The sequence below is a fragment of the Psychrobacillus sp. L3 genome (assembly GCF_042945595.1).
Classification (GTDB): Bacteria; Bacillota; Bacilli; order Bacillales_A; family Planococcaceae; genus Psychrobacillus.
The window spans coordinates 3,607,578-3,620,153 of sequence record NZ_CP168493.1 but is presented as its reverse complement, the minus strand read 5'-3'; the positions used below and the strand labels follow the sequence as shown (position 1 = coordinate 3,620,153).

The following is a 12,576-nucleotide window of genomic DNA, read 5'->3' as shown; positions in this document are numbered from 1 at the left end:
GTACAGAATTCTATCCAGATGAATTCTAAACTGTGGTATTGATAACGGGTACCAAATCCCGCTTACATCTCAAGCGCAAATAATTTGCGTGTTCAATGTAGAGCTCAGAGGCCATTGTTCAAACGGAGTTTTTCTGCTTCTTTTCAGCTACCAAAGCTCTCTTCAAAGAAATCCTACCATTTTACTTTTTCTCTTCATCGCTTTAACTTATAATAGTGAATTTACACCCAATTCTAAATACTGTCAAGTGTTTATTGTGAATTAGTTTTCCTATTAGACTTTTAACATTTCCCACTCTTCACGCAAAATACCCATCCGGATTGAATCATAGTAATTACCATTATAAAAACGTACTTTTCGTATACGTGCTTCCATTGTCATTCCTAGCTTTTCACCAACACTAATCATGCGATCATTACCAGACCATGTCGTATATCCAACACGAACGAGTGGCATTGTATTAAACAAATGCTCTATCCACAGTTTTAAAGCCCGTGTTCCTAAACCTTTTCCCCAGCTCGGTGCTTCATGAAATACAATTCCCACTTCAAGCCATTTGGAAGGTTCATGTTCCCAATAGTATGAAACAATTCCGCAGATTATACCAGCCACTTCAATTGCCCAGAAATTATCTCGTGCAACGTATGATTCCGCCTTTTCCATAAATACGTCATATGGTATCGCTTTATGCTCATAGTAAGGTGCATCCCACTTTTTCCATTCAGGCGCTTCATCCTTAAAAGCTAATTCCCATAGTCTAGGTAAATCTTCATGTTGTATTGGTCGAATGATTAACTCTTGATCTTGATAGTACATCAAATTCCTCTTTTCATTCCATAGTTTTAAAATAAGCGCATTGGATTGAAAAGAGATGGCATATGCTTTTTACTTTTCAATCACCATTAATAAGTTTTTCATTTATATCACTCCTCATAATTAGATAAATCTAATTATAATGGAATATTTAAAAAAGGGAATAATCAACAACTGGCGAATTCATAAGAGATGGAACTAATATACTTAAAATAGAAAAGTGGGGATTAGAAAATATGATGATTAGACCTTACTGCAGCAAGGATGAAGTGGGTTGGGTACGCTGTAGGACTTTAGCTTTTTTAGACACGGCATATTACGAAAATGTTTTAAATAAAAAAGAGAAGTATGAATATCAAGCAATTGAATTAGTAGTCGAAATAGATGGTTTAATAGTTGGCTTAATTGACGTGGAATATGAGGTAAAGGAGAGAACAGTTTGCTCAAGGGGGGAAGGATTAGGTGGTATGGTTTGGCATATTGCTGTGCATCCAGATTATCGACGTCGAGGAATTGGTGAAGCTTTATTGAAAGAAGTTGAAAAGCAAGCAATTCAATTAGGGTTAAACCGATTAGAAGCATGGACTCGAGACGACGAGTGGGTTAATAATTGGTACGAGAAAAATCAGTTTTTAAAAGTCGATTCTTATTACCATGTGTTTATGGAAGGATCTGAATTAAATGGTGTCATAGAGACGGAAATACCAAAATTGTATCTATCTACTGTTTTTGCTCATTATGTAGGAGAAGACATAGATCAGTTGAAAGCAAAGTTTAAACGAATTCATGAATGTGTTTGCTATGAAAAACACTACTATGGAATTTAATATGTTAAATAAGAATGATATTTTAATTAGACCAATGAATGAAGATGACTATATATTAATGGCGAAATGGCTGAGTGATGAAAAGGTATTAGAATATTATGGTCCAGAGCTTACTTTGGAACAAGTAATAATAAAATATGCTCCTAGAATTGAAGGCAACCATTCTGTTAAACCTTGTATAGTGGAATTTCAAAACACACCAATAGGCTTTATGCAATATTATCCAATACCCGAAGCTCAAACAATGGCGTATGGCTATTTAGAAAATGAAAAAATAGTTGGAATCGATCAGTTTATCGGTGAAACAAATTTATGGGGAAAGGGAATTGGGCCAAATATGATAGAGATGCTCTTAGAATATATTAGCCTAAAGGAAGAAGCTCATAGAGTGATATTAGACGTGAAAAATACAAATGTAAGAGCGATAAAATGCTATGAAAAATGTGAGTTCCGAAAAGTGAGAAGTTTAGAAAATAACTACTCGTTAATGGAATGGACGAAAATATGAAATGAAGAACTAGTTTATTTTGTGGCCGAATAGAAAAAAATGTGACCGTATAGATTAGTTTTTGACCGTAGAAGCTTTTTCAAACCAAAAAATGAAGGGTGAAAATAGATAAATATTGAAGAATTAAAATTGGATTTATTGAAACTGAACCAATTCTTTTATTTTGATGATAATAACTACCTTCGTGAAAAATTTTCGAATGATAATCTGCTTAGGGAAACCATCCTTAAGTTTGAAGTAGCGAAAGATTCACTATTAACGAAGGAATTAGCTACTAAAGATGATAATTTTTTTTATACGGCAATATAGGAAACTTATATAGAATACTAAGTAAAACACTGCTGGCAATAGAGAACCTTGAAAAAGCAATTGAATTAAGTGATGGAAATAAACAGATAAATAATTTAATTCGTTTAGGTGAAGCATTGAAGTACAACGGACAACACGTTGAATCGCCCAACAAATTTGATGAAGCAATAAAACTATGCAGTTATGATTTTAAAGTTGTGTTCTTAGATTTTGGTTTCCAGCATAAAGGGAAATGCCTATTAGAATTAGGACAAAGCGATGCAACTTTAAACTATTTTCAAAAAGCGATGAAGATAAGGCTAACAAAAGGTGACCAATCATTGATTGAATCTACTCATAATGCTATTGAATATATAGAGAATCTGGGGGACTAGGGATGAAACTAGCGACGATTACAAGAAATATATTAGGAGTTCTTGCATTTCCATTAACTGCTTGGAATTTAGCGATGAATCAAATAAATAAAGTTGCTCCACCTGGCCAAATTATACAAACAAAGCATTCGGAAGTACACGCTATTGTAACAGGTGACGGAGATGTTACCGTCGTTTTAGAAGCGGGACTAGGGTCTACTTCCATTGACTGGTGTTTCGTACAGCCAGAGATTTCAAAAATTGCTAGAGTACTTTCATATGACAGAGGGGACTATGGGTGGAGTCGAACGAAGAGGAAGACACTAACAGCGCTTGATAGTGTAGAAGAATTAAAAGAAGTATTAGAGAAGTTAAATATTAAACCACCATATATATTAGTAGGACATTCATTTGGAGGACTTACCATGAGATTGTTTGTTAGTATGTATCCAGACGATGTTGCAGGCTTACTATTAGAAGATGCGGTTCATGAAAATCAGTATATTTCCAGCAATCAAAACAAACAATTTAAAATGCTTGTTACGTTTGGTTATGTAACATCATTAATGGGGCTGCCAAGGATATTAAAACAGAAAGTTGGTCGAAAATTTTTAGCAAAAGAGTATGATAAACATTTAAAGTATGTTGGCTATACTTTAGGTGCATTTAAGTCAATTTACCGAGAATATGCAAATAGCTATCTATCTGCAAACCAATTACACGAATCGAAACCTATATGTGATGATTTACCTATTATGGTGATAAGTGCTGTAAATCCCTCAGAACAATGGAAACAACAACAATTACTTTTATCGAAACTAACAACTAGAACCACACATATTCAAACAAAAACAGGGCATTCAGTGCATCTGGAAGATCCAAAAATAATAATAGATAGTATCACTAAGTTGATAAAAGAAAGTGGTGGAAATTAACTTATGCAATTTTTTCAAAATATTATAGAAGGAATTAAACAATTACAGAGGATTGATCGACCTCATATTGTGGGTCTGGATGGATTAAGTGGTGCAGGCAAAACGTCAATAACGGAAAAAGTAAAAACAGAGTTGATGAACGAAGGATATAAAATAGTAGTAATCCATATTGATGATTTACTCGAAGAGAGAGCGAAAAGATACAATACAGGTCATCCGGAGTGGTTTGAATATTACAAGTTACAATGGGATGTACAATATATAAAAAACAATCTTTTTAAAGCAGCTCACGAAAAGGTAAATCCAATTAATTTAAAGTTATATGATAGGGAACAGGATCAATGCTATTCGAAATGGATCGACTTAGAACAAATCACCTTAATATTCATTGAAGGAATCTTTCTACAAAGAAAAGAGTGGAGAGCTTATTTTGATTATATGATTTTCTTGGATTGTCCCAAAGATGTACGTTACCACAGAGTTTTGCAGAGAGATGCATACATAGGTGATATGAATGATCGATTGAATAAATATGAACGAAGATATTGGAAGGGAGAGGAATTCTATTTAATTGAAGTAGACCCTCTCAAGAAATCAGATATTATTATAAGTAATCTATAAAAAACGAACTCGCATCCATTAGGATTAGGAGTTCGTTTTGATTAAAATCATTGTGGTTCGAGTTTTGTTTTGGTACGAGTAATTTAGGATCTTGATTTTCTTTTTTCAACTGTATTAGTCTTTTGTTACCTTAAATGAGATAACCATTTTTTGTAGTTCCTCCGCCATATTCGCCAGGTTATCAGAGGATGCAGATATTTCTTCCATTGTAGCTAGTTGTTCTTCTGCACTTGAAGCGACGTTTTGCGTGTTTAAAACAGCTTTTTCTGCAGTTTTGGATACTTCCGTTATATGATATGCCAGTGATTTGGCATTCTCGGTAATACTTCCAATTGAAGCAGAGACTTCTTCCATTTGTCTAGAAACTTCACTAGCTGAATGATAAATTTTTTCGAATGATTCACCTGTATCATTGACCAACAACATGCCTGTTTCTACATCTTCAGTACATTTTTCCATTGAACTCACAGCGTTATTAGTGTTTCCTTGAATATCGCGGATTAAGGAAGTGATATGATCAGCTGACTTTCTCGATTCTTCCGCTAATTTTCTAACTTCATCTGCTACTACAGCAAATCCTTTACCGTGTTCACCAGCACGTGCGGCCTCAATTGCTGCATTAAGTGCCAATAAATTTGTTTGTTCCGATATATCCGAAATAACACCAACAATTTTTTCAATTTCTCCTGAGCGAACTCCTAATGACTTAATAATATTAGCGGAATGCAGAACTGATTCATTTACAGTGTTCATTTGTTGAATCGTATTTTTAATAGCTTCATTTCCTTTTTCTGATTCCAAAGAGGTCACTTTAGAATTGTTTGAAACACTGGAAATTGACTCTGAAATATTCATAATATTTGTTTCCATTTCTCTGACAGACAGAGAAGCATCTTCTGTTCCCTTCAAAGAACTGTCAGATCCCGTTGCTAATTCCATACTAGACTCTGCAATATGCTCAGCAGCATGATTTGTTTGCTCAGCACTTGCCGTAAGCTCCTCTGAAGAAGCGGCGACTTGTTCAGAAGATTCACGTACTTTTTTAATTAGTTCTTTTAAATGAAACACCATTTCATTAAAGGAAACAGCAAGTACACCTATTTCATCTTTCGATTGATAGATGCTTTGAACAGTTAAATCCCCATTTTCCGCTTCAAGCATTAATGATTTCATTTCATTGACAGGGCGGACGATTAAATTTGTAATTACCCAGCTAATTAGAACTGATAACACAATAGCTATAGCAATGATGGAAACTTGTAACGTAATAGAAGCTAAAGCATCTTTTTTGTTTGATTTATAGAAGTCTTCTGCATAATCACTATTAAATGTAATGAGATTCGAATTTACATCCATTAATTGAATAGCAGTGGGCTCTAGTTGTTTTAAGTAAACTCCATAAGCGTTATCGCTTTTATTTTGTTTTGTTAATTCAATTATATCGTTTAACTGATTTTGATAATTCTTTCTTAGATTATCGAATGATTCAAACATTTGTATGACTACAGGGATATTCGCATTATATTGTCCTCTTAATTGATCAATATTTTGTTGCTCTGTATTTATCTTCGAAAGTAACTCTTGCTTTTTTGTATTATCTTTAGAAATTATTAATTCTAAAACCGCAGTATTAATATTTTGCTGGTTCGATTTCATATTAGATACAATTTCGATCGGGACTACATTCCAATGATATACACTTTCTATGTTGTTACTTAATTTGTTTATTTGCCATAGACTAATTCCGCCAATAAGTAATAAACCTATAGTTGTAATGGAAGTAAGTAGAAACATTTTCTTTGTAATTCTCAAATTTTTAATCCACTTCATTAATGACACCCACCTATTATTTTATGTAATTTCAAACTTTACAGAAGGTCCAACGAATTTTAACTTAGAATTATTGAGTTAATTTTCTGTATTATTAATACTTTTTTATCAATTTTAAAGTTTCGGATATAAGTGAATATTGGACAAAATAACTATATCACTAATCCATAAGTCTGCCAATAAAGTTTTTTATGGTAATTTAATGGAATTATCTGTGGATATATACGGCACTCAATTAGGCTATAAATAGCCTTCCGCTAAATTGTTTATTATTAAATAGAAGGATATTCGAATGATGGGATAATATGGGTTAATCGACAATTCATGAAATTTCTTTTAGCACACACCATAAGTTGGTATGTGCTTTTTTGTGTTTATTCACCATAACAAAAGGGTTTTGTTAATTATAAAAACGGAAAAGTTTGGATATAAAATTATAGGCATTATTGTACTAATTACAATTTTGTTAAACGTGAGCACTATTTAATATTATGAGAGAAATAAATAGATAGGAGAAAATAATGCTGTTTAATATTTGAATATTATTAGATAAGAAATAAAATTAGATGCAAAAATGAGATAGAAGAAAGTTTAAACAGATTAATCTGTATAGGTATAACGAATTGTGTATCCTAAAAGATATGTTTTTTCCTTTGGTTTTTTGTGTCATTTTACACAGATAGATTAAAAGTGTTAAGAAATGTAGGGAATGAAGTGGACTTTTGACTTGTTATGTAAGTCGTAAAAAAACAAATAATGACTTTGATTGTAGAAAAAACAGAAGTTATAGAGAAACCGTTGTAATCTAATTCAGAAAAAGTATGATTATGTTAATCTTCTGTTACTAATCGAGTAGATGTTAATTGGAAGTGAAAGAAAATATAAACTATATAACTAATTGGAGGGATAATATTTTAAAAAAATAGTTATAAATTATCACATACTTGGAGAGGATAGTTCAGAGCAGTTAGAAAGGGGTGCTATCAATGAAAAAGATTCTAGGAATTATTTTAGTATTTATAGTATTACAAAGCTCCAGCACCATTTATGCGAGTGGTCTTCCACAAAACTCCCTTTCTAAATGGTATGGACAATCATTTCAGAAGGAGAGTGGAAATCAAAGTAAACTTGTTCCATCTGATATCGAGAAAACTTTTGAAGAGGTAAATACTTTTCTATTAGAGTCATTGGAAAGTTTTGAGTCTACAATTGTAGCTATTATTGATAATCAGATAAAAGAAGCTAGGACTGGTATTAAGGGTTATAAACAGAACTCTAAAAGTCAGTTAGACCAAGCAGTTACCGAGCTTAAAAAAGTGAACCTTAATAATTATGTTGACGAAGAAAAAATTGAAGACGAAATCGATCAAGACATCGAAGAAGTATTAAAAGAGGTATTTGGTAATTAAGGACTTATCCATTCAAAATTATAAAATCAAAGGGAGATATTAAAATGATTAAAACAATTAAAGGTAAAGTAGTAGCAGGTACAGTAGCGGTAACATTATTCGCAGGTTCAGGAGTAGCATTTGGAGCTCTAGATGCAGGGGCGAAGTTGCAGAATTGGTATAATTCGGCATTTGCGAGTGAAAAATCTGCTGTTGAACAAGACACTACAACGAAAGTAGATGCTTTTAATACAGATTTAGGTAAAATATATAGTGACAGAAAAAAGGTAGCAACTGACCGTATTAAAACTACTGAGTTGGCGGAAATCTCGGAAAAGGAAACTTCTATTAAAACTGAAGCTCAAAAACACATCACATTAGTTGATCAGAAGAAAGAAGAAATTTCAGATTTAATGGCCAGTCAATTTGATAAAATTTTCCAAGATGCAGATAAACTCATTCGAAGAACTGGTAATGAAGCGTTAAATAATGCTAAACAAGAATTACCTGGATTCACTGAAGGATTAGGGAATACTGCTATTGGAAATTTAAATACAGAATTAACTGCAACAACGGAACAAGCTGTTATTGATCTAAAAGCTGCAATTAACGAAGCTCAAGGTTCACTTTCAAGCGAGTTGCAAAAGAAAAGTGGTTTAACAAAAGGTGAGATTGTGGCAGCAATTAATGCTAAAACTATTGAAGTAAGAGCAGCGATTGTTGAACTAAGAAATAAATTAGTTACTAAACAACAGGAACTAATTATTAAAGAAGCAAAAAGACTTGAAAAAGATGCTAAAGATCAATTACAAACTATTGTAAACGGCATTTAATAATCTCTATAAATACTCAATAAGGACCTCATACTCGAGGTCTTTATTCTTCTAATTGGAGGTATAAACATGTTAAGTAGATTAGAAAAATATAAGAGAAAACCGTTTAAAAAAGCAACGATTATAATCGGGGCTCTTAGTTTGTGTATTGGCCTTGGTGGAGGAGTGAAAACTGCATTAGCAGATGTAGATGTTCAACTATTAATGGCCAATTGGTTTTCGAAAAAACAAGAAGCTTCCTTAAAAGAAATCGATGAGGCAATAGGTACTGAAAGAGAAATACTCATGAGTCAATTGAAAGATCAACTGCAAACCGAAATGCAAGTTGCACAAGAACAGCTTGCTACTTTTACAACTGAGCAGAAGCAAAATAGAATCGAGGCATTACAACAATACGCAAGCAACCTAAGAGCTGGGATGAAAATAGATAATAGTGAACAAGAAGCTGCAATTTCAGCTAACTTGGATGCGATTATTAATCAAGCGAAAGCACTCATGGATGGCCAATCCGTGGAATTGAAACTAATTCCAATACCTATGCCAGAGGTGACAACTCAAGAGCCAGTCATACCGACTCCTACACTAAATCCAGAAGTTACTCCTGCACCTGAAAGTGAAGAAAGCGGCGACCATGCTCCAAAGAAAGAAGTAAATTCTGAGCCAACCCAACCTTCAGAACCTAAATCAGAATTATCAGTTGCCAGTACTCCGGAACCGGTTTTAGTAGATATTTACTCTGTTGCTAATTGGTTTAAAATGCCTAACCTTCAAAACGTAATGGTAGAGGAGCTTTCTATAACTGGAGATGTATTTTCAATAGATAGCACTTTTTCTGATATATTGATGAATCAAAGAGCGAGGGGAATATTAAACAGTATTTTAGTAGGTATCGAAAATCATCCGGAGTTCTATCAGATTCAATACAAAACAATTGAAGAAATGACTCGAGTAGCGCCAGCGCAATTTAATGAAAAAGTGATGTATTTACTGAACAAATCACTCGGCACAATAAAAAAATAATGGGAATATGAAGCACCAGCTTCCGCAACAATCATAGATTGTGTAGGAACTTGGTGCTTTTATTTTGTTTAAATTTATTTATAAAGTAATTATTTTTACGTTATAAAGAAAAAACGTTGCATCAGAACGTAAAATAAATTACTATTAAGAGTAAGGGGGAGATGAATGACATGGATGAAATTAGATTGAACGTAGCATTACTGCGAAGAAAGGTACCAAATTTAACGACCGCAGCTAAATCGATTGGAATTCGCCCAGCAACAGTCTCTAATTTATGCACGGGGAAAATTGATTTAGGAAAAGCGGAAGTAAAAACACTTGTTGGTCTTGCAACGCTTGCGAATTGTACGGTGGATGAATTAATCATACGAGGGGAGAAGTTGAACATGATTGAAACGCAAATTAAAACGTTGGATTTCTTTGCACCACTAGTAAAAGGAGGGACAACTGGAATAGTTGCTCGTCCAGGTATGGGGCAACTGGTTATTCTTGCTGAACTAATGCATCGATTTAAAGAAACTGATTACACGACAGTCTTTTTATTACCAACAACTGAGTATAGCGAGTTGGATGGAACGACAGAATTAGCAGACTATGTTACAAAGTCTGTTAACGAAACGTTTGCAAAATTGTCAGAGCTATCCGGGGATATTATTTTTATCACGGATAAGAGTTATATAGTGTCTGGTGAGCTTCTAGATCTACAAGAAAAGTTAGTGTCCGAAAGCATGGATAACATCACAACTATTTTATTGGATCTCTCGGGAGAAGTAGTGGATGAAGATATGCCATACGGTCCTTTAGAAACGGTTTGGCAATTGGATGCAGACCTATCTACACGCCATCTATACCCAGCGATTCATCCAATCTATTCCACGTCATCCATTATTGAAGGGGTAGATTTAAATCAACGTCATTTTAATTTAAGACAACGCGCGCAGAAGCTACTACGTAGATATAGAGAATTACGTTCAATAGTAGTTGTTCATGGTATGAAAAAAATTCCCGACGCAGAGAAGGAAACATACAATCGCGGAGAACGTTTAGAAGCCTATTTTACACAAACATTTTTTGTTGCAGAAGCATTTACGGGTCAAGAAGGAAAAGCTGTTTCTATGTCCCAAACACTAGTGGATGTTGAGTCTATTTTAGATGGTAAAGCAGATCATTTATCAATAGAAGAATTAAAGTACACTGGAAGTTTAGCGAAATAAGTAAAAAGCGGGTAGAAAATATTTCTATTCGCTTTTTTATTTTTTGAAGAGATAAAAAAGTATACAAAATTGGGTGAAGGAAAATCCTGTCTTCATAGTGTTTTAATTGCGCAGTTTTCTGCTTAACGCTCATTTGCTCCCTTCTCACACAAAGTAAACTCGTTACATAGAGAAGTGGTTGCTTTCACGATAACATTAGTTGCCCTATGACAGTTTTTAACTTTTAGCTGTACGTGTAAACTTTTGCTTTTACTTTTAAATGTATGACCAATATTATTTAGGTCAATCTAATCAACAAAAAGGAGATGATATTATTGGGAAATAGCCAAGATAAATTCACAATTGTTGGTACAAATATTGATGAAGTAAAAAGACAAAATGCAGACTCGGGGATGACCTATAACGAACTAAATGAATGGTTTGCAAAAAAGATGGAAATTGAAAGTATGACATTTAAAAGCACTAATCCAGAAAATAAAAAATAAAAGTTAATGGAAGGTGATAACAAGAAATTTATACAAAGTCATTTTCAATAAAATGGATAATGGTAACTGCTGTACTGTGGATAAATCTAGATTGGTATTATGGGGTCAACTTTACACATGCATTTATCGCAATAACGGTGATCTCGGTGAAAAAAGAATGGAAAAATAATCTGCAAAATAATAAGTATAGTTGCTTCTATTTGAACCAAGCTAATATGGTCAAGGAGGTGACATTCATGGCTAACAAGAATAACCGCAATAACAATGACAACAGCAATAATAATCAAAAAAATCAAACTGAGTTTGGTGAAGGTTTTAACTTTGACAATTTAAATGATACAAACCAAAACGAATCAAACAAAAATAAAAATAAAAATAAAAACAATGATGATCGAAACAAGCAAAACAACTATAATCAGTTATAAAGTAATTCTCTAAACATAGCACTTCCTAAAAAAACTTAGGAAGTGCTATGTTTTTGTATTTCACATTCCTACTATTATCACGTATATTTATAAGAGAAATAAAGTAATAAGAACGGGGTAAAAATGTGAGTCAGGGAAATACATCGAAGTCAATTGTGTTGCCATTAATTATATCCATTGTTGCAATATCTTTTGCTGCAATTTTTGTTAAATGGTCAAATGCGCCAGCAACTATATTAAGTATGTATCGCATGGTATTAGCTTGTTTATTGTTAGTGCCAATCGTATGGTTTAAAAGAAATGAGTTTAAAAAAATTGCTAGAAAAGAATGGATTCTACTGTTATTATCTGGTTTATTTTTAGCTTTACATTTTGCTCTTTGGTTTGGTTCTTTAAAGTTAACAACGGTCGCAAGTTCTACGATTATTCTAGCCTTGCAGCCAATCATCTCTTTAATTGGTGGTGCCATTTTATTTAAAGAACGAACAACTAAATCAGCCTTAATGACTATGGGTATTGCTGTATTTGGAGCGGTTATGGTCGGCTGGGGAGATTTTGGTTTAAGTAAAAGTGCCATAATAGGTGATATTCTTTCCTTTTTAAGTGTGATTGTTGTTGTAGGATATTTACTAATTGGACAAACTGTAGTCAAAAAAGTATCCCATTGGATTTATAGTTTTTGTGTTTTTGGATTTGCGGCAATTGCATTGATTGTCTATAACCTAGCAACCCAAGTTAACTTAGGAGGTTACGGCTCAAAAGAATGGGGTATTTTTGTTTTACTTGCAGTAGTTCCAACAATTTCCCATGTCATTAATAACTGGTTGATGAATTATGTAAATGCGACGACTATATCTATGAGTATTTTAGGAGAACCAGTGGGTGCAACTATTCTAGCTGCTATTTTCTTAGGAGAGCGGCTTGTAGGCTGGCAAATTGTAGGCGGTATTCTTGTGTTGTTAGGGGTATTTTTATTTCTAACTCAGCAAATAAAACGTAATAAAAAATAATAATG

At 33.4% G+C, this 12,576-nt stretch carries 14 protein-coding genes, 1 pseudogene and 1 other annotated feature (1 of these 16 cut by a window edge); of the genes and pseudogenes, 13 read left to right on the top strand and 2 right to left on the bottom strand.

Going from position 1 to position 12,576, the window contains the following annotated elements:
• Positions 1 to 207 (bottom strand) — a binding site (T-box leader); it reaches 69 nt to the left of the window's first position.
• A 66-nt stretch (positions 208 to 273) separates the two neighbouring features.
• Entirely contained in the window at positions 274 to 816 is a 543-nt protein-coding gene (locus tag ACEPXD_RS18105) for a GNAT family N-acetyltransferase (RefSeq protein ID WP_391118211.1), read from the bottom strand.
• A gap of 233 nt (positions 817 to 1,049) precedes the next feature.
• On the opposite strand from ACEPXD_RS18105, the gene ACEPXD_RS18100 reads away from it, so the two are divergent.
• The 6 genes and pseudogenes from ACEPXD_RS18100 to ACEPXD_RS18075 all read left to right on the top strand — a co-directional run bounded on the left by ACEPXD_RS18100 (position 1,050) and on the right by ACEPXD_RS18075 (position 4,366).
• Complete coding sequence (locus ACEPXD_RS18100; RefSeq protein WP_391118209.1) at positions 1,050 to 1,640, top strand: GNAT family N-acetyltransferase; 591 nt, start codon at positions 1,050 to 1,052, stop codon at positions 1,638 to 1,640.
• Positions 1,615 to 2,148: a GNAT family N-acetyltransferase gene (locus ACEPXD_RS18095; protein WP_391118208.1), complete on the top strand. Its 534-nt coding sequence runs from the start codon at positions 1,615 to 1,617 to the stop codon at positions 2,146 to 2,148. The genes ACEPXD_RS18100 and ACEPXD_RS18095 overlap by 26 nt, the downstream gene beginning before the upstream one ends.
• A gap of 305 nt (positions 2,149 to 2,453) precedes the next feature.
• Positions 2,454 to 2,516, top strand: a pseudogene (locus ACEPXD_RS18090) (hypothetical protein); the annotation flags it as partial.
• A gap of 57 nt (positions 2,517 to 2,573) precedes the next feature.
• On the top strand, positions 2,574 to 2,831 hold the full coding sequence (locus tag ACEPXD_RS18085) for a hypothetical protein (protein ID WP_391118205.1): 258 nt from the start codon (positions 2,574 to 2,576) through the stop codon (positions 2,829 to 2,831).
• A 2-nt stretch (positions 2,832 to 2,833) separates the two neighbouring features.
• Positions 2,834 to 3,745 (top strand): alpha/beta hydrolase, encoded by a 912-nt coding sequence (locus ACEPXD_RS18080; protein WP_391118203.1) that lies wholly within the window; start codon positions 2,834 to 2,836, stop codon positions 3,743 to 3,745.
• A gap of 3 nt (positions 3,746 to 3,748) precedes the next feature.
• The gene (locus ACEPXD_RS18075; RefSeq protein ID WP_391118201.1) at positions 3,749 to 4,366 is read left to right on the top strand and encodes a kinase; all 618 of its coding nucleotides are present in this window, start codon (positions 3,749 to 3,751) and stop codon (positions 4,364 to 4,366) included.
• A gap of 114 nt (positions 4,367 to 4,480) precedes the next feature.
• Here the strand turns inward: ACEPXD_RS18075 and ACEPXD_RS18070 are convergent, their stop codons facing one another.
• Positions 4,481 to 6,196, bottom strand: coding sequence for a methyl-accepting chemotaxis protein (locus ACEPXD_RS18070; protein WP_391118199.1), 1,716 nt, complete (start codon positions 6,194 to 6,196; stop codon positions 4,481 to 4,483).
• Between the two features lie 986 nt (positions 6,197 to 7,182).
• Here ACEPXD_RS18070 and ACEPXD_RS18065 point away from each other — a divergent pair.
• From ACEPXD_RS18065 to ACEPXD_RS18035, 7 genes are all read left to right on the top strand, one after another.
• Positions 7,183 to 7,605: a hypothetical protein gene (locus tag ACEPXD_RS18065; protein WP_391118197.1), complete on the top strand. Its 423-nt coding sequence runs from the start codon at positions 7,183 to 7,185 to the stop codon at positions 7,603 to 7,605.
• 44 nt (positions 7,606 to 7,649) lie between these two features.
• Positions 7,650 to 8,417 (top strand): hypothetical protein, encoded by a 768-nt coding sequence (locus ACEPXD_RS18060; RefSeq protein WP_391118195.1) that lies wholly within the window; start codon positions 7,650 to 7,652, stop codon positions 8,415 to 8,417.
• 69 nt (positions 8,418 to 8,486) lie between these two features.
• Complete coding sequence (locus tag ACEPXD_RS18055) at positions 8,487 to 9,437, top strand: hypothetical protein (RefSeq protein ID WP_391118194.1); 951 nt, start codon at positions 8,487 to 8,489, stop codon at positions 9,435 to 9,437.
• 170 nt (positions 9,438 to 9,607) lie between these two features.
• The gene (locus tag ACEPXD_RS18050) at positions 9,608 to 10,651 is read left to right on the top strand and encodes a hypothetical protein (protein ID WP_391118192.1); all 1,044 of its coding nucleotides are present in this window, start codon (positions 9,608 to 9,610) and stop codon (positions 10,649 to 10,651) included.
• Between the two features lie 305 nt (positions 10,652 to 10,956).
• Positions 10,957 to 11,136, top strand: coding sequence for a hypothetical protein (locus tag ACEPXD_RS18045; protein ID WP_391118190.1), 180 nt, complete (start codon positions 10,957 to 10,959; stop codon positions 11,134 to 11,136).
• Between the two features lie 236 nt (positions 11,137 to 11,372).
• Entirely contained in the window at positions 11,373 to 11,561 is a 189-nt protein-coding gene (locus ACEPXD_RS18040) for a histidinol-phosphatase (protein WP_391118188.1), read from the top strand.
• Between the two features lie 125 nt (positions 11,562 to 11,686).
• Positions 11,687 to 12,571: a DMT family transporter gene (locus ACEPXD_RS18035; protein ID WP_391118186.1), complete on the top strand. Its 885-nt coding sequence runs from the start codon at positions 11,687 to 11,689 to the stop codon at positions 12,569 to 12,571.
• Positions 12,572 to 12,576 lie beyond the last annotated feature (5 nt).